Raw genomic sequence first — 19,859 nt, forward strand, 5'->3', positions numbered from 1 at the left:
CTGAACCTAGTAACCGAATAATGCTCGGTTTCCAGGAGGCACCGTGGCAGAGGCGTACATCGTCGGGGCGGTTCGCACCCCCGTCGGCAAGAAGAAGGGCGGCCTGTCCACCGTCCACCCCACTGACCTGGCCGCCCACACGCTGAAGGCGCTGATCGACCGCACCGGCGTCGACCCCGCCGCGGTCGAGGACGTCATCATGGGATGCGTCATGCAGTTCGGCCCCCAGAGCATGGACATCGCGAGAAACGCCTGGTTGTCCGCCGGGCTGCCCGAGACCACCGCCGGTGTCACGATCGACCGGCAGTGCGGCTCCTCGCAGCAGTCGATCCACTTCGCCGCCCAGGGCGTCATGTCCGGCACCCAGGACCTGGTCGTGGCGGCCGGGGTCGAGTCGATGAGCGTCGTGCCCATGGGCTCCTCGATCACGGCCGCGCTGGAGAAGGGCATGCCGTTCCCGTTCGGCGACAAATGGGTCGAGCGGTACGGCAACCAGGAGATCTCGCAGTTCCGCGGCGCTGAGCTGATGTGCGAGAAGTGGGGCTACACGAGAGACGTGCTGGAGCAGTACGCCTTCGAGTCCCACCAGCGCGCCGCCAAGGCCATCGCCAACGGCCACTTCAAGGACCAGATCGCGCCGCTCAACGGCGTCGAGGACGACGAGGGCCCCAGGGCCGACACCACGCTGGAGAAGATGGCCGGGCTGAAGACGCTGAAGGAGGGCGGGCAGATCACCGCGGCCACCGCCTCGCAGATCTCCGACGGCTCCGGCGCCGTGCTCATCGCCTCCGAGCAGGCCGTACGCGACCACGGGCTGACCCCGCGGGCCCGCATCCACCAGCTCGCGCTCCTGGGCGACGACCCGGTCTACATGCTGACCGCGCCGATCCCGGCCACGCAGCGGGCGCTGGGCAAGGCCGGCATGTCGATCGACGACATCGACGTGGTCGAGATCAACGAGGCGTTCGCCCCGGTGCCGCTGGCCTGGACGCACGAACTGGGCGCCGACCCGGCCCGGGTCAACCCCAACGGCGGCGCCATCGCGCTCGGCCACCCGCTCGGCGGGACCGGCGCGATCCTGATGACCAAGCTCCTGCACGAGCTGGAGCGCACCGGCGGCCGGTACGGGCTGCAGACGATGTGCGAGGGCGGCGGCCAGGCCAACGTCACCATCATCGAACGACTGTGAAAGGTGGAGCGCCGCCTCCAGGCGTATGGGGGAGGCGGCGCTCCGCTAACTACCATCCCGGTAGTTGCTCATCGGCCCTTCGGCGGGATGCGCCGGGGCGGCGCGATCGGCCGCTGCGGCATCTTGGGCATCGGCCGCACCACGGGCAGATGGGGCTGGCTCTTCTTGGACGATCGAACGCGCATAAGGGAAGCTCCTCTACGTAACTCACGACGCGGCGCAATAGGGCCGGTCGACAAGCTCAGGCTGCCGCGTCTCATGGATGGACAGTGCTGAGTGGCGGGCGCGAAGCCCCGCGAATTACAGGTAAAGGCGCATGTCCTTGAGGTTAGGGGGACGGCTGGAGCGCGCGCAACCGAATTAACGGCGCGCGAGGTCGACGGCGATCGCGCTGTCGGGAGCACGGAGCTTGCGCAGGGCCAGGATTCTGACGGCCGTCACCCCCGAACCGGCCAGGGCCGCGACGAGCACCGTGATCGACAGGGGGGCGGGGAAGGTGGTGAGCTGGGCCCAGGTGACCGCCCGCCCGTTCACCAGCACCGACACGAGGTCCGGATACGCCGCCAGCACCGCGGCCGGGACGAGCGCGGGGACCAGTCGCGGCCCGATCCGCCACCACGGCGAGCCCGACCGCCTGGCGGCCCAGCGCCGCGCCCGCACCGCGCCGAGGACGCCCAGACCGCCCGCGAGCAGCGCGATCGCGCCCAGCGCCGCCTCGATGAGCTGCCGGTCGTTCCCCGGGCCCGCCGGGGTCCTGCCCTCGCTCAGCGCGGCGAGGCCGAGCATGATGTCGTACGTCGGCTCGTACAGCGCCGCGCCGTTCGTCATCACCGCGAAGCCGTAGCCGGTCTTCGGGGAGACGGCCTCGACGGCGTTGTAGGTGAACAGGTTCCCCGAGTGCACGAGCCATCCGTCCTCCTCGACCCCCCATCCCATCCCGTACGGGCGCAGCGTCGTGGGCCGGTGCATGACCTCCAGGCTGTGCCGCGTCACCAGCGGCCGGCCGTCACCTGTCTGCGCGATCAGCCACCTGCCCATGTCGGCCGCGGTGGTGATGACCCCGCCCGCGCCGCTGCCGTCGAGGAACCCGGCGGGTTCCGGCCGGGGCAGCCAGACGCCGAAGATCGAGTTGTGCCCGTTCGCCGGGCGGACGGTCTGGTCGGAGACGGCGCTGGAGGTCATGCCGAGCGGCCCGAACACCCGCTCGCGCAGGTAGTCGCCGAACCGCTGCCCGCTCGCCACCTCGACCAGCCGGGCGGCCAGGTCGTAGTTGACGTTGCAGTACTCGTACCGGGTGCCGGGGTCGGCGGCGAGCCGGGAGTCCGCCAGGCTGGCGGCGTGGTCGGCCAGTGAGGTGGCGCGTTCGGTGGCGGCGATGTCCACCGTGCGGTCCGACAGGCCGGAGGTCTGGTTCAGCAGGTGCCGTACGGTGATCCGCGCCGCCCGCGGGTCGGCCATCGCGAAGCCGGGCAACTGAGTGGCCACGGGCCCGTCCAGCTCGATCGCGCCGCGCTCCACGAGCGTCATGACGGCCATGGCGGTGAACGACTTGCTCACCGAGGCCACCCGCATGGGGGTGTCCTCGGTGACCGGGCGGCCCTCGGCGTCGTGACCGTACCCGGCGGCGTGCACGACCTTCCCGTCGTGCGTCACGACCACGGAGACGCCCGGCGCGCCGGTGGCCTCCATCGCCTCGCGCAGGTAGGCGTCGACGGCGGCGGGTGTCAGCTCTGGAGCCGCCGAGGCGGCGATCGGCGAGGTGACGGTCAGGGTGGCGGCGGCCAGGAGGGCCAGCAGGGATCTCACCCGAGAAACCTAGGAAGCCCGAGCCCCTTCACGTATCGGCCGACTGTCCAGTAGGACCCCTGACGAAAGTCAAGTCTCCTCCAGACGGCTCGGCACGGTCTTCTGCACCTGCTGGTAGACCACCGACGTGCGGAAGCCGACGATCTCCTTGCGCTTGCTCAGCCGGTCGAGCAGGAACCCGTGCAGGCGGTCGAGGTCCTGGACGCCCACGTGCAGCAGGAAGTCGTCGCCTCCGGCCAGCACGAACACGCTCAGGACCTCCGGCATCTCCGCCGCCCACGCCTTGAACGCGTTGATCACCGCCCGGCTCAGGGGCCGTACCTGGACCGAGACCATCGCCTGGACGCCGCGGTTGAGCGCGGCGGGGTCGATGTCGGCGTGGTAGCCGCGGATCACGCCCCGGCGGGTGAGCGACCTGACCCGTTCGAGGCAGGTCGAGGGCGCGATGCCGAGCTGCCTGGCCAGCTCTCGGTTGGACTGACGTGCATCCGTTTGGAGGAGGTGCACGATCTCCGAATCAAGTTCATCCACACCGTCAGGTTCCCACGGCATTCCGGCCGAATGTTCGGCAGAGCCGGGTATGGCCGAATGATTGAAGTATTTTCTGGCGCTATGAGTGGACATATGGGAGCCGGGCAGGGTGCCGCGCTGCTCGTGGGTGCGGTGCTGGGGCCGGGGATGCTGGTGCTGCCGCACCTCGCCGCCGCAGCGGCGGGGCCCGCCTCCGTACTGGCCTGGGCGGGGATGCTCGCGCTGAGCGTCCCCGTCGCGCTGACCTTCGCCGTGCTCGGCGCGCGTTACCCCGGCGGCGGGGGAGTGGCCGCCTTCGTCGGCCTGGCGTTCGGCAGACACGCCGCCGCGGTCGCCGGATGGTGGTTCTACGGCGCCGTCCCCATCGGCACCGTCGCGGGGGCGCTCATCGGCGGCCAGTACGTCGAAGCCAGTCTGGGCGTGGACGCCACCCTGACCGCCTGCCTGATCCTGGCCGCCGCGTTCGCGGCCAACGTCGCCGGGCTGCGCACGTCGGGACGGCTGCAGCTCGGCCTGGTCATCCTGCTCGTCGCGCTGCTGGCCGGCGCGGTGATCATCGCCGCCCCGCACGCCGACGCGGCCAACTTCACCCCCTTCGCCCCGTACGGCGCCGCGGGCGTGGCCGGCGCGGCCGGTGTGCTGATGTTCGCGTTCGTCGGCTGGGAGGCGGCCAGCCACCTGTCGGCCGAGTTCGCCGACGGGAAGAGAGGGCTGCTCAGGGCCACCGTGGTGACCCTCGCCGTGATCAGCGTGTTGTACGCGGGGGTCTCCGTCACCTCCATCGGCGTGCTCGGTGCGGACATGACCGGCGTGCCGCTCACCGCGATGCTGGAGACCGGCATCGGCCCGGCGGCGCGGCCCGTCACGGGGGTGGCGGCGGTGCTGCTGACGTTCGGGGCGGTCAACACCTACCTCGCCGGGGCGGCTCGGCTCGGTGCGGCCCTGGCCAGGGACAACGCGCTCCCGGGCTGGTTCGCCAAGGGCGGCGGGCCGGGCGGGACGCCGTACCGGAGCCTCGGGCTGGTGCTCGCGCTCAGCGTGCCCGTGCTGGTGTGGCCCGTGCTCGTGCGGGGCGTGGATCTGGACCTGCTCATGCGGGCGACCTCGGCCTGCCTGGCGGCGGTCACGTCGGCGGGCGTGGTGGCGGCGGTGCGGTTGCTGCCCGCCGGGCGGCTGCGCACCACCGCCGCGATCGGGACCGGGATGTCGCTGCTCGGGCTGGCGTTCTGCGGGGTCTACCTCGTGGTGCCCGCCGTGCTGGCGCTGGTGGCGCTCGGCGTGTTGAGGGTCAACGCTCGGCGTTCCTACAAATTGGGTCGGTGAACGGCGACAAGGCGCCGTCAGGCGGGCAGTACTCATGGCACAGACGGCGCAGGCGTCGGGAGGTGCCATGACCGAGCAAACCAAGACCGAGCACACCAGGACCGAGTACGCGGAGTCCAGGGAGGTCGGCGAGCAGGCACGCGAGAAGGAATGGACGCGGCCCAGCTTCGCCAAGCAGCTCTTCCTCGGTGACTTCCGGCTGGATCTGGTGCATCCGGCGCCCACTGGGTCGGACACGGTGGCAGAAGAGGCGTCCAAGAGGGGAGAGGAGTTCGTCCGGTCGCTGCGGCGCTATCTCGACGCGCACGTCGACCCGGCCCTCGTGGAGCGCACCGCCCAGATCCCCGACGAGGTGGTCAAGGGGCTCGCGGGGCTCGGCGCGTTCGGCATCACGATCAAGCAGGAGTACGGCGGGCTCGGCCTGCCGTACCTGTACTACTGCCGCGCTCTCATGCTCGTCGGCTCGTACTGCCCGGCGCTGGCCACGCTGCTGTCGGCGCACCAGTCGATCGGGGTGCCGCAGCCGCTCAAGCTGTTCGGCACCGAGGAGCAGAAGCGGGAGTTCCTCCCGAGGTGCGCGGCAGGTGAGATCTCGGCGTTCCTCCTGACCGAGCCCGACGTCGGCTCCGACCCGGCGCGGCTGGCCACCACCGCCGTCCGCGACGGCGACGACTACGTGCTCGACGGCGTCAAGCTGTGGACGACCAACGGCGTCATCGCCGACCTGCTGGTGGTCATGGCCAGGACCGGCAAGAAGATCAGCGCGTTCGTGGTCGAGGGCGACACGCCGGGCATCAAGGTCAGCCGCCGCAACACCTTCATGGGCCTGCGCGGCATCGAGAACGGCGTCACCGAGTTCACCCAGGTCAGAGTGCCCGCCAGGAACCTCATCGGCAAGGAGGGCGAAGGGCTCAGAATCGCTCTCACCACGCTCAACACCGGCCGCCTGTCGCTTCCCGCCACGTGCGCGGGCAACGCCAAGTGGGCCGTCAAGATCGCCCGCGAGTGGGGCAACGAACGGGTGCAGTGGGGGCGCGAGGTCGGCCGGCACGAGGCCGTGGCCACGAAGATCGCCTTCATCGCCGCCACCGCGTACGCGCTCGAAGCCGTGAGCGAGCTGACCGGCCGCCTGGCCGACGACCAGCGCAACGACATCAGGATCGAGGCGGCGCTGGCCAAGCTGTACTCCTCGGAGCTGTCGTACGAGGTGCTCGACGAACTCGTCCAGATCCGGGGCGGGCGCGGCTACGAGACCGCCGAGTCGCTGGTGGCCAGGGGTGAGCGGGGCGTGCCCGCCGAGCAGATGCTGCGCGACTCCCGGATCAACCGCATCTTCGAGGGCTCCTCCGAGATCATGCGCCTGGCGATCACCAGGGAGGCGGTGGACGCGCACCTGTCGGCCGCCGGCGAGCTGATCAACCCCGAGGCCGACCGTCATGAGCGCGCGCAGGCCCTGCGCCGGGCCGGACGCTTCTACGCAAAGTGGCTGCCCACGCTGGTGGCCGGTACGGGCAACCTGCCCACCGCGTACGCCGAGTTCGGCCCGCTCGCCGCCCACCTGCGTTTCGCGGAGCGGACCAGCAGGAAGCTGGCCAGGTCCACCTTCTACGGGATGTCCCGCTGGCAGGGCAGGCTGGAGCACAAGCAGTCGTTCCTCGGCCGGATCGTGGACATCGGGGCCGAGCTGTACGCGATGACGGCCGTCTGCCTCAAGGCCGAGGAGGACTCCAGAGACCTGGGACGCCGGCCGTACGAGCTGGCCGACACCTTCTGCCACCAGGCCAGGCACCGCGTGGAGGCGATGTTCGCCCGCCTCTGGGACAACAGCGACAACCAGGACGTACGCCTGGCCGGCTACGTGCTCGAAGGCCGCTACACCTTCCTGGAGGAGGGCATCCTCGACCCCTCGATCGAGGGCCCGTGGATCGGCACGCCGGAGGGCGGAGAGAGCGTACGGAGGAAGATTCTCTGACCTGCGGTCTAGACCGCCATCGCCCACTATCCCACCCGAGTGTTGCCAAACCGAGACGGGCCGGTATAGACCGGCTGCTTAACTGCGGCTTACTCTGGCGCAAACGCGGGTGGGCTTCGGCGTTCCCGCTCCTCATCCCCCTGGGCGGGGTCCGTTGGCTGGTACGGACCAGCGTGACCCGTCCGACGAGAAGGCGGTATCTCCAGTGAACATCAAGCTTGTGGGCGGCGCCGCTCTCGGCCTTGCCACGGTGCTGGTCCTGTCCAGTTGCGGATCTGGCGGTTCCGGCGGCGGCGACACCCAGGCGTCGAGCGGTGGCCAGGTCACGCTGAAGATGGTCGCCGCCGACTACGGCGACGGCCCCGGCAAGCCGAACTCGGGCGAGACCTTCTGGAAGGGCGTCGTGGACCAGTTCCAGGCCGCCAACCCGAACATCAAGGTCGACGTCCAGGTCATCAACTGGAACGACATCGACAAGCAGGTCGCCACCATGGTCCAGAACGGCCAGGTGCCCGACATCCTGCAGACCGGCGACTACTCGGGCTTCGTCAAGGACGGCCTGCTGTACAAGGTGGACGAGGTCCTGTCGCCGAACGTCTCCGGCGACATGCTGCAGAAGTTCGCCGAGTTCGGGAAGGTCGACGGCGCCGCGTACGGCATCCCGTTCGTCTCCTCCGCCCGCGCCCTGTTCTACAACAAGGACCTGTTCGCCAAGGCGAACATCACCGAGCCGCCCAAGACCTGGGACGAGCTGAAGGCCGCCGCCGAGAAGCTGAAGGCGGCCGGGGTGACGCAGCCGTTCGGCCTGCCGCTCGGGCAGGAGGAGGCCCAGGGCGAGTCGTTCCTGTGGATGCTGGGCAACGGCGGCGGCTACAAGGACGCCTCCGGCAAGTGGGCGATCAACTCGCCGCAGAACGTCGAGACGTTCACGTACATGAAGGGCCTGGTCGACGCCGGTCTGACCACCCCGAACCCGGGCACCAAGGACCGCAAGACGGTCTGGGAGGACTTCGGTGCGGGCAAGGTCGGCATGGTCAACGGCGGCCCCATGTCCATCCCGATCTTCGACGCCGCCGGGCTGACGAACTACGGCGTCGCCCCCATTCCCGGCAAGTCCGGCCCGCTCGACACCACGCTCGGCGTCATGGACTGGATCATGGCGTTCAACAAGAACGGCCACGCCGCCGAGATCAAGAAGTTCTTCGATTTCTTCTACACCGGCGACGCCGCCCAGAAGATCTCCGACACCTACAAGCTGCTGCCCGTCACCAACGGCGGCATCCAGAAGCTCGCCGGCGACGAGAAGCTCAAGCCGTTCCTCGACGCGCTGCCCAACGCCAGCTTCTACCCCTTCCAGGACCCCAAGTGGGCCGAGGTGAACCCGGCGATCAAGCAGACCATCGGCGGGGCCGTCAAGGACGACCCGGCCGCGGTCCTCGGTGAGCTGCAGAAGACCGCCGAAGCGGCCGGCTGATCCAGCGGGACTCGGGTACGGCCGGCGACCGCCGCCGGCCGTACCGTCCTGGAAAGGTGTCTGATGAGAAGGTTGCGCGCCCTCGAACCCCTCGCGTGGGTCGGGCCCGCCATCGTGCTGATCGTGCTGGTCGTCCTCTGGCCCGTGGTCGAGATGATCAGGTCGTCGTTCCTCAAGATCAGCCGGTTCGGGGTGGTCCAGGACAACAACTTCCCCGACAACTACACGAAGCTGTTCGGGGAGCAGGACTTCGCCGACATCATGGTCCGCAGCGTGATCTGGGTGGTCGCGGTCGTCGCGCTCACCGTGCTGATCTCGCTCGCCCTCGCCCAGTTGCTCAACCAGCGCTTCCCCGGCCGCAAGATCGTCCGGTGGGCGCTGATCGCGCCCTGGGCCGCCTCGGTGCTGATGACGGCGATCATCTTCAAGTGGATGCTCGACCCCGAGGTCGGCGTGATCAACCAGATCAGGGTGAAGCTGGGGCTGATCGACGCCATGGGCGGCGCCGCCGCCGACCAGCTCGGTGACGCCTCCAGCGCGATGCCGTGGCTGGTGTTCGTGGCCGTCTTCGTCTCGGTGCCGTTCACCACGTACGCGCTGCTGGCCGGGCTCTCGACCATCCCCGGCGACGTCTACGAGGCGGCCAGGATGGACGGGGCCACCAGGTTCAGGACGTACTGGTCGATCACGCTGCCGCTGCTGCGTCCGGCGCTGACCGTGGCCGCGCTGATCAACGTGATGAACGTCTTCAACAACTTCCCGATCATCTGGGCGATGACCCACGGCCAGCCGGGCTACTCGACGGCCACCTCGACCATCTTCATGTTCATCCTCAAGGGCTCGGACATCGGCGAGTCGGCCGCGATGTCCGTCGTCAACTTCGGCATGGTGCTCGTGCTCACCGCGATCTTCCTCAAGGTGTCGCGCTGGAACAGGGAGGTGGCGTGATGGCCGTGGAGACCCTGCCCAAGGCCGGGCCGCGGCGCCGGCCCACCAGGGCCAAGGCACGCCCGTCGCGCGGTCTGCCCAGGCTCAGGACGACGATCGTGGCCGCCGCCGCGTACGTCGTCGGGTTCGTCTTCCTGTTTCCGTACATCGTCATGCTGCTGACCTCGCTGCGGGCGCAGGACTCACTGCGCGAGGTGTCGTTCTGGCCCGAGGAGTGGGTGTGGTCGAACCTCACCAACTTCTGGACCAGCGGCCTGGCCGGGAACCTGTGGGTGACGCTCAAGGTCGCGGGCGGCTCGACGATCCTGGTGCTGCTGGTGGCGCTGCCCGCCGCGTACTACTCGGCCAGGCACACGTTCAGGGGGCGCACGGCGTTCCTGGTTCTGGTGCTGATCACGCAGATGTTCCAGCCCACGGCCATGCTGGTGGGCATCTACCGGGAGTTCTTCCAGTTCGGGCTGGTGGACTCGATCTGGTCGCTGATCCTGGTCAACGGGGGCTTCAACCTGGCGTTCGCGGTGTGGATCCTGAACGCGTACTTCGCCTCGATCCCGCGTGAGCTGGAGGAGGCCGCCTTCCTCGACGGCAACGGCCGCTTCGGGGCGCTGTTCAGGATCACGCTGCCGCTGGCCATGCCGGGCGTCATCACCGCGCTGATCTTCACGTTCATCGCGGCCTGGAACGAGTTCGTCGTCGCGCTGACCCTGACCACGACCCCGGAGAACCAGCCGCTCACGGTCGCGCTGAACTCGTTCATCGGGCAGTACCAGGTGGACTGGCAGAACCTCTTCGCCGGATCGGTGATCGCCACGATCCCGGTGATCATCCTGTTCGCCCTGATCGAGCGGAAGGTGGTCGGCGGCCTGACCGCCGGTTCCATCAAGTAGCCCCGCGCAGCCCGCCCGGCCGTACGCGGCCGGGGCGGGTCACCGCTGCTTCGGCACCCGGGCCACGCAGAAGACGGTCTGGCCGAACGGCGGCCGGACGAACCGCTCGATGAAGCGGGTCAGCGGCACCACCGTGCGGTCGTAGATCTTGACCAGCCGCGGGTCGGGGTATCCGACGCCGCCCCTGCGTACGGCCGCCCACCACGCGATGCCGCCCAGGAAGTTGATCGGCTTGAGCACCTCGACGTCGAGCCCGGCCTTGGCGACCGTGGTGCCCAGCGTCTTGGGCGTGTAGCGCTGGACGTGGCCGACCTTGCGGTCGAAGTCTCCGTAGAGCTGCGGGTAGCCGGGCACCCAGATGATGATCCGCCCGCCGGGCTGGGTCACCCGCGCCAGCGAGCGCAGGGCCTCGGCGTCCTCCTCGATGTGCTCCAGGACGTTCATCATGACGACGGTGTCGACCTTGTCCTTGAGCGGGATGTCCGTCGGCAGCCCGAACTGCAGCACGCTGATGTCGTCGCGGTCGGCGAAGCGCTTGTCCAGTTGCTCGACGCAGTAGGGGTCGAAGTCGCTGACCACGAGGCGGTCGAGGCGCGGCAGGAACTGCTCGGCGAAGTGGCCCAGCCCTGAGCCGATCTCGAGCATCGAGCGGCCGACATGCGGGGCGACCATGTCGAACTCGTACTGCCGGTAGTTCTTGGCCTCGTCACCACCGAGGTGGTTCTCCAGGGCCTCGTCACCGGCCGCCGGTTGGACCACACGGTCATACCCAGAAGACATAATCCCGTTCCTTCGAGGGGCACATGGATTGCCCGAGTCTAATGCCCAGGCCAGTCACCAGGATGACACGATCAGCGAAACGCTCTTCCCCGCGTCGCCTGCTGTGCGGTGAAATCTGACTCGTCATGGACGATGACGAGGCGATCGCCCGCGCCCTGCGGGGCGACCTGGCGGCCTACGAGGCACTGGTCGCCCGCTACAGCGCGCTCGCCCACCGCACCGCCGCCCTGCTGGGCGCCGGTGACGAGGCCGAGGACGTGGTGCAGGAGGCGTTCGTCAAGGCGTTCCGGCACCTGGCGAGCTTCCGCAGGGAGTCGCCGTTCCGCCCGTGGCTGCTGCGTATCGTGGCCAACGAGACCCACAACCTGACCAGGTCGCGCGGGCGCAGGTCGGAGCTGGCGCTGCGGCTCGGCGCCGTCGCCGACCCGCGGGCGCCCGACGACCCCGAGAGCGCGGCCCTGGCCACCGACCGGCGCTCGCGCCTGTTGGCGGCGGTACGCGGGCTGCCCGAACGGGAACGTCAGGCCGTCGTGTGCCGGTACTTCTTACAACTGAGCGAGGCGGAGACCGCTCAGGTGCTCGACTGGCCCGTCGGCACCGTCAAGTCCAGCACCCACAGAGGGCTGGCCCGGCTGAGGGAGGAGGTGGGCAATGAACTCGCGTGACCCCGAGCCGGGCGCCACGGAGTCCCACGACGCCCTCGAAGCGGAACTCGCGGCGCTCGGAGATCTTCTCGACGTCCCCGGCCCGCCTCCCGCCGACGTGGCCGCCGCCGTCCGCGCCCGCCTCGAACAGCCGGATCCGGCGCACGGGCCGATCGCCGTCCCCGTACGGCCGCACATGCCCGCGCCGCACGGTCGGCGGGCAGGGCGGTGGGCAGGTCGGCGGCCAGGGCGGGCCGGTCGGCGGGCGAGGTGGGCGATCGTGGCGGCCGTGGTCGTCGTCGTGGTCACCCTCACCGCCGCCACCCCCCAAGGCCGCGCCGCCGTGGCGCAGATCCTCCGTTTCGCCGGGATCGAGCTGCGGATCGGCGACACCCCGCCCCCTCCCGTCGCCACCACCGCCCCCATGCCGGGCGAACGCACCGTGTCACCGGCCGACCTCCCGGGCCAGGTGCGGTTCCAGGTCAGGACGCCGGCCGCGCTCGGCCCCCCACAGCGGATCACGGTCGCCGACAACGGCAGGGTGGTGTCGATGTTCTGGCCCGACGGCACCAGGCTCGACCAGTTCGACGGCGCACTCGCCGGGTACTTCTTCAAGAAGCTCGGCCCGCCCTTCCCCGACCACGCCGTGGTGAACGGCCGCGACGCCTGGTGGATCCCCGGCGCGCACCCGCTCGGCTACCTCGAGCGCGAGGACGGCACCGAGGTGCCGCTGCGCCAGGCGGGCCCCACGCTCATCTGGCAGCAGGGCGCGCTCAACCACCGCCTCGAAGGCGTGCGCGACAAGGCCGAGGCGGTCCGCATCGCCACGTCACTCCGTTGACGCCTCGTCGGACCGGGCCGGGGACCGGCCCTCGGACAGGGACTTCACCAGCCAGTCGTCCACGCCCTTGAGCAGTTCCTTGCGCACCGACTCCGGGGCCGCGGACGACCGTACGGACTGGCGGGCCAGCTCCGCCACCTCCGCGTCGTCGAACCCGTAGACGTCTCTGGCCAGCTCGTACTGGCGCAGCAACCGGGTGCCGAACAACAGCGGGTCGTCGGAGCCCAGCGCGATCGGCACCCCCGCGTCGAACAACCTGCGCACCGGCACGTCGGCGGCCCGCTCCGACACCCCGAGGCCCACGTTCGAGGTGGGGCAGACCTCGCAGCAGATCTGCCGGTCGGCCAGCCGCCGCATCAGCCACTCGTCCTCGGCCGCGCGCACCCCGTGCCCGACCCGGTCGGCCCCGAGGTCGTCCACGCACTGCGCGATGCTGCGCGGGCCCATCAGCTCGCCCCCGTGCGGCACGGACAGCAGCCCGCCGCGCTTGGCGATCCTGAACGCCCGCTCGAAGTCCCTGGCCGCGCCGCGTCGCTCGTCGTTGGACAGGCCGAAGCCGACCACGCCCCTGTCGGCGTACTGGGTGGCCAGGCGGGCCAGCGTGTTCGCGTCGAGCGGATGGCGGGTCCTGTTGGCCGCCACGATCACCGCCATCCCGATGCCCGCGTGCGCCGCCGCCTGCTCGACCGTGTCCAGCATCAGCTCCAGCGTGGCCGTCAGGCCGCCGAAGCGCTGCGCGTAGCCCGACGGGTCGACCTGGATCTCCAGCCACCGCGACCCGGCCGCCACCTCGTCCTCGGCGGTCTCGCGCATCAGCCGGTAGACGTGCTCGGGCCGGGTCAGGACGGACCTCGCGATGTCGTACAGCCGCTGGAACCTGAACCAGCCCCGCTCGTCGGTGGCCCGCAGCTTGGGCGGCCAGTCCTGCTCCAGCGCGTCGGGCAGGTGCAGCCCTTGCTCCCTGGCCAGCTCGATCAGCGTGGCGTGCCGCATCGAGCCGGTGAAGTGCAGGTGAAGATGGGCCTTGGGAAGCGCGTGCAGGGGCCGTGGCATTCGCATATCTTGCCACTCAACCCCCGGTGCGGTTCGCGCGCAGGTCAACGGGGCGCGTACGGGGAACGACGACGCATGGTCCCAGAAGGGCATGACATGGGAGAGGGTCGGCGGGCGACGCTCGCGGCACTGGCGCTCGCCGTCACGTCCCTGATCATCTACGCGCTCTTCTCGTCGGGTTTCGGACGCCCGCAACGCGCCGCCGCGCCGACGCCCGAACCCGTACCGGTCCGAACCGCGCCACTCCGCACCGCACCGGTCCAAGCCGCACCGGTGCCCGCCCGCCCGGCGAACCCCGCCGACGGCAGGCCGGGCCGGGTGGCGACGCTCGGGGTCGTCTCCGGCGACTTCTGGCTCACCTACCTGCCAGAACGACTGGCCCGCCGCGCGGGCGGCGCGGGCCCGGCCCGGTTCGGCTCGGCGGGCAGGTTCGTCGAGGCCCAGGTCGAGCACGGCACGGTGGCCGCCGACTGGGACGCCTACCGCAGGCGGATCGCGGCCCTGGACGCTCGCGCCACCACCGTGCGCGGCAGACCCGCCGTGGTCGGCAGGCACCCGGAGGGCGGCCGGGTGATCGCCTGGCTCGAACGCCCCGGGGTCGGCGCCTGGATCCGGGTCAGCGACTCGCTCCGCCGCGAACTCGTCGTTATTGCCGCCTCCGTCAGGGCTCCTGTAGGAGACTAGGAGCCTTTTCCCTGGTTTACCACTCGAGTCATGGGGGGTCGTTGTGCGGTGGCTGGCGGCGGTGCTCCTCGTGTCCGCGCTCACGATGCCCGCGCTCACGGGGTGCGGCGCCGTCGCCGACGAACCGCCGGAGCCCCGGCCCACCCTGCCTCCGCCCAGACCCGCCGTCACCGGCGAAGACACGATCTCGCTGGCGTGCGACGAGACCGAGGTGCGCATTCCCGGCTCGCCCTCGGGGCTCGCCCCGGCGGGCACGTTCGCCCGCCTCGACTCGCTCAGCAGCCCGCTGGAGGTCAGCGGCCGGATCTGGAGCGACCAGGACGAACGGATGTACGTCGGGGTGGTGTGCGGGGTCAGGACGGCCGAACAGTTCGCCACGCTGGTGGCCAAGTCGTCTCTGGCGGCCTACCGGGGCAAACCGGCGCTGCACTGGACCACGCGTACGGGGGTGCGCAGCTTCATGTGGCTGGAGCGGCCGGGCACCGCCGTGTACATCGGCGCGACACCCGGCCTCACCAGCGAGATCAGGCCGATCGCCACCGACATCACGGCTGACGCCTCGGTCGACGTCACCGGGCGCTGACCACGATGCGAGAGGCGATCGGTCAGCAGGTGATCGGTCAGCAGGCGATCGGTCAGCGGGCCTCGGAGAGCAGCTTGCCCAGCCGGCTGACGCCCTCGGCCAGGTCGTCGTCGCCCAGCGCGTACGAGAGCCGGAAGTAGCCCGGCGTGCCGAAAGCCTCGCCGGGCACCACGGCCACCTCGGCCTCCTCCAGGATCAGCTCCGCCAGCTCGGCGGACGACTGAGGACGCCTGCCCCGCAGCTCCTTGCCGACCAGCTCCTTGACCGATGGGTACGCGTAGAACGCCCCCTTCGGCTCGGGGCAGAACACGCCCGGGATCTCGTTGAGCATCCGGACCATCGTCTGCCTGCGCCGGTCGAAGGCCGTACGCATCTCCTCCACCGCCGACAGGTCGCCGGACACCGCCGCCAGCGCCGCGATCTGGGCCACGTTGGAGACGTTGGAGGTGGCGTGCGACTGGAGGTTGGTCGCGGCCTTGACCACGTCGGGCGGCCCGATCAGCCAGCCCACCCGCCAGCCGGTCATCGCGTAGGTCTTGGCCACGCCGTTGACGATCACGACCCGGTCGCCCAGCTCGGGGACGGCCGTGCCGATGGCGGTGAACTCGGCGCCGCCGTACACGAGGTGCTCGTAGATCTCGTCGGTGACCACCCACAGCCCGTGCTCGGCCGCCCAGCGGCCGATCGCGATCGTCTCCTCGCGCGAGTAGACGGCGCCCGTCGGGTTGGACGGCGAGACGAACAGCAGCACCTTCGTCCGCTCGGTGCGCGCGGCCTCGAGCTGCTCGACGCTCGCCAGGTAGCCGGTGGACTCGTCGGTGACGACGTCGACCTGCACGCCGCCCGCCAGCTTGATCGCCTCGGGGTAGGTCGTCCAGTAGGGCGCGACGACCAGCACCTCGTCGCCCGGGTCGAGCAGCGTCGCGAACGCCTCGTAGACGGCCTGCTTGCCGCCGTTGGTGATCAGCACCTGCGACGCCTCGGCCGCGTAGCCGGAGTCGCGCCGCGTCTTGTCGGCGACGGCCTTCCTCAGCTCGGGCAGCCCGCCGGCGGGTGTGTACTTGTGGAAGCGCGGGTCGCGGGCCGCCTCGATCGCCGCCTCGACGATGTAGCCGGGCGTCGGGAAGTCGGGCTCGCCCGCGCCGAAGCCGATGACGGGGCGCCCTGCCGCCTTCATCGCCTTGGCCTTGGCGTCGACGGCGAGGGTGGCGGACTCGGAAATCGCGGAGATTCTCGCGGAGATGCGCGGTCGGGTGGACATGGGTCCATGCTCCCATGTGCTCGTGACCTGGGTGATCGGGTATCGGTTCGACGTACCGGGCGATGACCCGTATGCTTTCGCGTGGTCCTTCCGCATGTCTACGCGCGGTTCGGTCCCAGGCAGTGAGACGATCAGGGTAGTCTGGTCTACGACATAGGGCACTGGCGCAATTGGTAGCGCACCGGTCTCCAAAACCGGCGGTTGGGGGTTCGAGTCCCTCGTGCCCTGCGAGTGCGGTCCGCGCAATAGCTGGGCGTGTAAGCGCGCCGCAAAACTGCGTTGGATACGACGGATCAGGTGAGGACTGTGGCGATCGACACGCGCGGCGAGACCGCAGACAAGCCTAGCGGCGAGAAGAAGACACGTACTTCTCCTGCCCTCTTCTATCGGCAGGTCGTCAACGAGCTGCGTAAGGTCATCTGGCCGACACGCAAAGACCTCGTCACCTATACCACGGTCGTTCTGATCTTCGTTCTGATCATGGTTGCGATCGTGTACGGGCTCGACAGCGCCCTGGGATGGGTGGTCCTCCGCGTCTTCGGCGGATCCTGACCGAGACGCCACCGGTGGACGCCTGACGGAGTCGCCATTCGATACCACGAAAGAGGAAGAGTCACCGTGTCCGAGTCTTCAGTTCCGGCGGACGAGTCCCGCGACAAGTGGGGCGACGAGCTGGAAGAAGCCACCGAGGAGTCCGTCGAGGCGGCTCTGGAGGAGGCCGAGGTCGAGGAGAGCGACGAGGCCCCCGAAGTCGAGGGTGCCGCCGTCGAGGACGGTTCGGTTCTTCCCGACGTCGACCCCGTCGAGGAGTTCAAGAGCTCGCTGCGCGGCCTCCCCGGCGAGTGGTACGTCATCCACTCCTACGCCGGTTACGAGAACCGGGTGAAGTCCAACATCGAGAGCCGCAACGTCTCGCTCAACATGGAGGACTACATCTACCAGGTCGAGGTGCCCACGCACACCGTCCAGGAGTTCAAGAGCGGCAAGAAGGTGCCGGTCAAGGAGCGGGTGCTGCCCGGCTACGTGCTGGTGCGCATGGAGCTGACCGACGAGTCCTGGGCCGCCGTGCGCAACACGCCCGGGGTGACCGGCTTCGTGGGCCTGTCCAACAAGCCGAGCCCGCTCAGCCTCGACGAGGTCGCCAAGCTGCTGGCGCCCGAGCCGACCGAGGAGACCAAGAAGGCCGCCAGCAAGGCGTCCGCGGGTCCGACGGTCGAGTTCGAGATCGGCGAGTCCGTCACGGTCATGGACGGCCCGTTCGCCACGCTGCCCGCCTCGGTGAGTGAGATCAGCCCCGAGTCGCAGAAGCTCAAGGTGCTCGTCTCGATCTTCGGCCGGGAGACTCCGGTGGAGCTCTCGTTCAACCAGGTCTCGAAGATCTAAGACGATCACATACACTAAGACGTTCGGCGGGCCGCCCCTCGCGAAGGGCGGCCTCCGACGTGTCAGGGGCGCGTCCCGCGGCCCTGTCAGGCATCGCAATCAGGACCCGGAGAAGGACTAATGCCTCCGAAGAAGAAGATCGCCGCACTGGTGAAGGTCCAGCTCCCCGCTGGCCAGGCCACTCCGGCGCCGCCGGTGGGTACCGCCCTCGGTCCCCACGGCGTCAACATCATGGACTTCGTCAAGCAGTACAACGCTGCGACGGAGGCCCAGCGGGGCAACATCATCCCCGTTGAGATCACCATTTTCGAAGACCGCAGCTTCGTCTTCGTCACGAAGACGCCTCCGGCGCCCGAGCTGATCAAGAAGGCTCTGGGCCTCGACAAGGGCAGCGCGGTCCCGCACCGCGACAAGGTGGGCAAGCTCAGCCGCGAGCAGCTTCGCAGCATCGCCGAGACCAAGATGCCCGACCTCAACGCCAACGACATCGAGGCGGCCGAGAAGATCATCGCCGGCACCGCCCGGTCGATGGGCATCACGGTCGAGTAACACCTTTCCCGACATCGTGGGAGGGCCGTCTCACCACCGGCCCGGACACCACAAGGAGTGACACATGCAGCGCAGCAAGGCGCACAAGGACGCGACCGCCAAGGTCGACCGCGACAAGCTCTACACGCCCGTCGAGGCGGCCAAGCTGGCCAAGGAGACGTCGACCACCAAGTTCGACTCCACCGTGGAGGTCGCCCTCCGGCTCGGCGTCGACCCTCGCAAGGCCGACCAGATCGTGCGCGGCACGGTCAACCTTCCGCACGGCACCGGTAAGACCGCCCGGGTCCTGGTCTTCGCGACCGGTGACCGTGCCGAGGCGGCCCGCGAGGCTGGCGCCGACATCGTCGGCGCCGACGAGCTGATCGACGACATCGCCAAGGGCAACCGGCTCAGCGAGTTCGACGCCGTGGTGGCCACGCCCGACCTGATGGGCAAGGTCGGCCGCCTCGGCCGGGTGCTCGGCCCGCGCGGCCTCATGCCCAACCCGAAGACCGGCACCGTGACGCCCGACGTCGCCAAGGCCGTGACGGAGATCAAGGGCGGCAAGATCGAGTTCCGTACGGACCGCCAGGCCAACCTGCACTTCATCATCGGCAAGACGTCGTTCGACGAGCGCCAGCTCATCGAGAACTACGCCGCCGCCCTCGACGAGGTGCTGCGTCTCAAGCCGTCGGCCGCCAAGGGTCGCTACCTGAAGAAGGTCACCTTCTCCACGACGATGGGCCCTGGCGTTCCGGTCGACCCCAACGTCACCCGCGGCCTCACGGCCGAGCTGGAGGCCTGAGCCCTCCGCGCCGATTTTCCGCGCCGTCTTCGGCGTCGGCTCTTCACGCCCCTGTCCGGTCCGCCGGGCGGGGGCGTTTGCGTTTCCTGACCTTGTCCGGCCGTCACCGGGCATGATCACGCGTCGTCCGCCGAGCCGGTTTGTGTGGGAAATGTGTACGGCATGTGCGGGACAACCCTGGGTTTTCCCCTATTTGTATGAGGAAGGCGCCACAGCGGGAGAACTTAAACGTAGGGTCAAAGCATGCTGAAGCGCACGATAAGTATGACCGCGGCCGGAGCCGCACTCGTGGTGGCCGCGGTAGCCGGTTGTGGATCGAACGCCCAGCCCATCCAGATCAACCTGGCCGCCTCCGAGGTGCTCACCCAGGCCGCGCAGAAGACCGCCGACGTCACCAGCTACACGGTGGACGCCGTGGTGAACGTGACGCACCCCCAGGAGGGTGACGGCAAGGTGCAGGGCCGCATGCTCTACCAGAGCAAGCCCGAACTCGCCGCCGACCTCACCCTGGACACGGTCGACATGGCCGGTCGCAACCTGCCGGGCGGCGCGCGCGCCGTGCTGCAGGGCGACACCGTCTACGTCAAGGTCGAGGCGCTCAACCAGGTCCTCGGGGCCACGAAGCCGTGGATCAAGGTCCCGCTGAGCGAGGCCGGCGACTCCGGTCAGGTGGACCAGTACCTCGGCCAGATCCAGCAGTTCGACCTCGGGAGCGTGACCAAGCTGGTCACGGCCTCGCAGGACGTCCAGTCGGTCGGGAACGAGAGCGTCAACGGCGAGGACACGACCCACTACAGCGGCACCTTCCCCGTGGAGGCCGCCGTGCAGCAACTGCCCGCCGACAAGCAGGAGCGGGCCCGCCAGGGTCTGGCCGAGCTGAAGGACGTCAAGTTCGACATCTGGGTGGCCGCCGACGGGCTGCCGCGCAAGCTCGCTCTGAACGGCTCCAAGGAGGGCGCCACGCTCGACGCCACCCTGTTCTTCAAGGGCTACAACGAGGCCGTCAACATCCAGGTCCCGCCCGCCGACCAGGTCGGAGAGCTGCCCAAGGGCACGACCAACTGAGAACGATTTGGAAACTCGGCGGCCAGCACGTAGTCTGGTCGTTGCCGAAGACCGCCGGTCGTCGTCGGGTGCTCTAAACCCGGCGACCGAAGGATCCACGTC

20 protein-coding genes and 1 tRNA gene are annotated in these 19,859 nt (G+C 69.6%); 16 read left to right on the forward strand and 5 right to left on the reverse strand.

Going from position 1 to position 19,859, the window contains the following annotated elements; all coding sequences use genetic code 11:
* The first annotated feature begins 43 nt into the window (after positions 1-43).
* Positions 44-1,189, forward strand: a complete 1,146-nt coding sequence (locus tag ABD844_RS02640; protein WP_344872523.1) for an acetyl-CoA C-acetyltransferase — start codon at positions 44-46, stop codon at positions 1,187-1,189.
* Between the two features lie 360 nt (positions 1,190-1,549).
* Here ABD844_RS02640 and ABD844_RS02645 read toward each other — a convergent pair whose 3' ends face one another.
* Both ABD844_RS02645 and ABD844_RS02650 read right to left on the reverse strand, forming a co-directional pair.
* Positions 1,550-2,995, reverse strand: coding sequence for a serine hydrolase domain-containing protein (locus ABD844_RS02645; protein ID WP_344872525.1), 1,446 nt, complete (start codon positions 2,993-2,995; stop codon positions 1,550-1,552).
* A 69-nt stretch (positions 2,996-3,064) separates the two neighbouring features.
* Positions 3,065-3,526: an Lrp/AsnC family transcriptional regulator gene (locus ABD844_RS02650; protein WP_344872527.1), complete on the reverse strand. Its 462-nt coding sequence runs from the start codon at positions 3,524-3,526 to the stop codon at positions 3,065-3,067.
* A gap of 93 nt (positions 3,527-3,619) precedes the next feature.
* Between ABD844_RS02650 and ABD844_RS02655 the strand changes: the two genes are divergently transcribed.
* The 5 genes from ABD844_RS02655 (at position 3,620) to ABD844_RS02675 (ending at position 10,130) form a co-directional block, all read left to right on the forward strand.
* Positions 3,620-4,849 carry an APC family permease gene (locus ABD844_RS02655; protein ID WP_344872529.1) on the forward strand — a complete coding sequence of 410 codons (1,230 nt, stop codon included), beginning with the start codon at positions 3,620-3,622 and terminating at the stop codon, positions 4,847-4,849.
* 67 nt (positions 4,850-4,916) lie between these two features.
* Complete coding sequence (locus tag ABD844_RS02660) at positions 4,917-6,821, forward strand: acyl-CoA dehydrogenase family protein (RefSeq protein WP_344872531.1); 1,905 nt, start codon at positions 4,917-4,919, stop codon at positions 6,819-6,821.
* 205 nt (positions 6,822-7,026) lie between these two features.
* A complete protein-coding gene (locus ABD844_RS02665; protein WP_344872533.1) occupies positions 7,027-8,295 on the forward strand; it encodes an extracellular solute-binding protein in 1,269 nt (422 codons plus the stop codon).
* A 63-nt stretch (positions 8,296-8,358) separates the two neighbouring features.
* Positions 8,359-9,243, forward strand: coding sequence for a carbohydrate ABC transporter permease (locus ABD844_RS02670; protein ID WP_344872535.1), 885 nt, complete (start codon positions 8,359-8,361; stop codon positions 9,241-9,243).
* Positions 9,243-10,130, forward strand: a complete 888-nt coding sequence (locus tag ABD844_RS02675; RefSeq protein WP_344872537.1) for a carbohydrate ABC transporter permease — start codon at positions 9,243-9,245, stop codon at positions 10,128-10,130. Before ABD844_RS02670 ends, ABD844_RS02675 begins: the two co-directional genes overlap by 1 nt.
* Positions 10,131-10,169: 39 nt before the next feature.
* Here the strand turns inward: ABD844_RS02675 and ABD844_RS02680 are convergent, their stop codons facing one another.
* On the reverse strand, positions 10,170-10,910 hold the full coding sequence (locus ABD844_RS02680) for a class I SAM-dependent methyltransferase (RefSeq protein ID WP_344872539.1): 741 nt from the start codon (positions 10,908-10,910) through the stop codon (positions 10,170-10,172).
* 125 nt (positions 10,911-11,035) lie between these two features.
* Here ABD844_RS02680 and ABD844_RS02685 point away from each other — a divergent pair, with 125 nt between their 5' ends.
* Both ABD844_RS02685 and ABD844_RS02690 read left to right on the forward strand, forming a co-directional pair.
* Complete coding sequence (locus ABD844_RS02685; RefSeq protein WP_344872541.1) at positions 11,036-11,575, forward strand: RNA polymerase sigma factor; 540 nt, start codon at positions 11,036-11,038, stop codon at positions 11,573-11,575.
* Positions 11,562-12,395: a hypothetical protein gene (locus tag ABD844_RS02690; RefSeq protein ID WP_344872543.1), complete on the forward strand. Its 834-nt coding sequence runs from the start codon at positions 11,562-11,564 to the stop codon at positions 12,393-12,395. The genes ABD844_RS02685 and ABD844_RS02690 overlap by 14 nt, the downstream gene beginning before the upstream one ends.
* Here ABD844_RS02690 and ABD844_RS02695 read toward each other — a convergent pair.
* A complete protein-coding gene (locus ABD844_RS02695) occupies positions 12,384-13,448 on the reverse strand; it encodes an adenosine deaminase (RefSeq protein WP_344872545.1) in 1,065 nt (354 codons plus the stop codon). The two genes, ABD844_RS02690 and ABD844_RS02695, sit on opposite strands and share 12 nt — an antisense overlap.
* Positions 13,449-13,544: 96 nt before the next feature.
* Here ABD844_RS02695 and ABD844_RS02700 point away from each other — a divergent pair, with 96 nt between their 5' ends.
* Complete coding sequence (locus ABD844_RS02700) at positions 13,545-14,132, forward strand: hypothetical protein (RefSeq protein ID WP_344872547.1); 588 nt, start codon at positions 13,545-13,547, stop codon at positions 14,130-14,132.
* A gap of 43 nt (positions 14,133-14,175) precedes the next feature.
* The gene (locus ABD844_RS02705; RefSeq protein ID WP_344872549.1) at positions 14,176-14,715 is read left to right on the forward strand and encodes a hypothetical protein; all 540 of its coding nucleotides are present in this window, start codon (positions 14,176-14,178) and stop codon (positions 14,713-14,715) included.
* Positions 14,716-14,767: 52 nt separating this feature from the next.
* On the opposite strand, the gene ABD844_RS02710 is transcribed toward ABD844_RS02705, so the two are convergent.
* Positions 14,768-15,976 (reverse strand): pyridoxal phosphate-dependent aminotransferase, encoded by a 1,209-nt coding sequence (locus ABD844_RS02710; protein WP_344872551.1) that lies wholly within the window; start codon positions 15,974-15,976, stop codon positions 14,768-14,770.
* 155 nt (positions 15,977-16,131) lie between these two features.
* Between ABD844_RS02710 and ABD844_RS02715 the strand changes: the two genes are divergently transcribed.
* The 6 genes from ABD844_RS02715 to ABD844_RS02740 all read left to right on the forward strand — a co-directional run bounded on the left by ABD844_RS02715 (position 16,132) and on the right by ABD844_RS02740 (position 19,757).
* Positions 16,132-16,204 (forward strand) — tRNA-Trp (locus ABD844_RS02715).
* A 78-nt stretch (positions 16,205-16,282) separates the two neighbouring features.
* Positions 16,283-16,528, forward strand: a complete 246-nt coding sequence (gene secE / locus ABD844_RS02720) for a preprotein translocase subunit SecE (protein WP_344872553.1) — start codon at positions 16,283-16,285, stop codon at positions 16,526-16,528.
* Between the two features lie 66 nt (positions 16,529-16,594).
* Positions 16,595-17,359 (forward strand): transcription termination/antitermination protein NusG, encoded by a 765-nt coding sequence (gene nusG / locus ABD844_RS02725; RefSeq protein ID WP_344872554.1) that lies wholly within the window; start codon positions 16,595-16,597, stop codon positions 17,357-17,359.
* 120 nt (positions 17,360-17,479) lie between these two features.
* Positions 17,480-17,908, forward strand: coding sequence for a 50S ribosomal protein L11 (rplK, locus tag ABD844_RS02730; RefSeq protein WP_344872555.1), 429 nt, complete (start codon positions 17,480-17,482; stop codon positions 17,906-17,908).
* 64 nt (positions 17,909-17,972) lie between these two features.
* Positions 17,973-18,692 carry a 50S ribosomal protein L1 gene (rplA, locus tag ABD844_RS02735; RefSeq protein WP_344872557.1) on the forward strand — a complete coding sequence of 240 codons (720 nt, stop codon included), beginning with the start codon at positions 17,973-17,975 and terminating at the stop codon, positions 18,690-18,692.
* A 243-nt stretch (positions 18,693-18,935) separates the two neighbouring features.
* Entirely contained in the window at positions 18,936-19,757 is an 822-nt protein-coding gene (locus ABD844_RS02740; RefSeq protein ID WP_344872559.1) for an SCO4651 family lipoprotein, read from the forward strand.
* The last annotated feature ends 102 nt before the right edge of the window (positions 19,758-19,859 follow it).

Source organism: Nonomuraea antimicrobica (assembly GCF_039536965.1).
In the GTDB taxonomy this organism is placed as follows: Bacteria; Actinomycetota; Actinomycetes; order Streptosporangiales; family Streptosporangiaceae; genus Nonomuraea; species Nonomuraea antimicrobica.

Coding starts and splice junctions, on each gene's coding strand:
- ABD844_RS02700 (WP_344872547.1), top strand. CDS start 13,545: ATGGGAGAGGGTCGGCGGGCGACGCTCGCGGCACTGGCGCTCGCCGTC.
- ABD844_RS02695 (WP_344872545.1), bottom strand. CDS start 13,448: ATGCCACGGCCCCTGCACGCGCTTCCCAAGGCCCATCTTCACCTGCAC.
- ABD844_RS02660 (WP_344872531.1), top strand. CDS start 4,917: ATGACCGAGCAAACCAAGACCGAGCACACCAGGACCGAGTACGCGGAG.
- ABD844_RS02670 (WP_344872535.1), top strand. CDS start 8,359: ATGAGAAGGTTGCGCGCCCTCGAACCCCTCGCGTGGGTCGGGCCCGCC.
- ABD844_RS02675 (WP_344872537.1), top strand. CDS start 9,243: ATGGCCGTGGAGACCCTGCCCAAGGCCGGGCCGCGGCGCCGGCCCACC.
- ABD844_RS02710 (WP_344872551.1), bottom strand. CDS start 15,976: ATGTCCACCCGACCGCGCATCTCCGCGAGAATCTCCGCGATTTCCGAG.
- ABD844_RS02680 (WP_344872539.1), bottom strand. CDS start 10,910: ATGTCTTCTGGGTATGACCGTGTGGTCCAACCGGCGGCCGGTGACGAG.
- ABD844_RS02655 (WP_344872529.1), top strand. CDS start 3,620: ATGGGAGCCGGGCAGGGTGCCGCGCTGCTCGTGGGTGCGGTGCTGGGG.
- ABD844_RS02685 (WP_344872541.1), top strand. CDS start 11,036: ATGGACGATGACGAGGCGATCGCCCGCGCCCTGCGGGGCGACCTGGCG.
- ABD844_RS02740 (WP_344872559.1), top strand. CDS start 18,936: ATGCTGAAGCGCACGATAAGTATGACCGCGGCCGGAGCCGCACTCGTG.
- rplK (WP_344872555.1), top strand. CDS start 17,480: ATGCCTCCGAAGAAGAAGATCGCCGCACTGGTGAAGGTCCAGCTCCCC.
- rplA (WP_344872557.1), top strand. CDS start 17,973: ATGCAGCGCAGCAAGGCGCACAAGGACGCGACCGCCAAGGTCGACCGC.
- ABD844_RS02690 (WP_344872543.1), top strand. CDS start 11,562: ATGAACTCGCGTGACCCCGAGCCGGGCGCCACGGAGTCCCACGACGCC.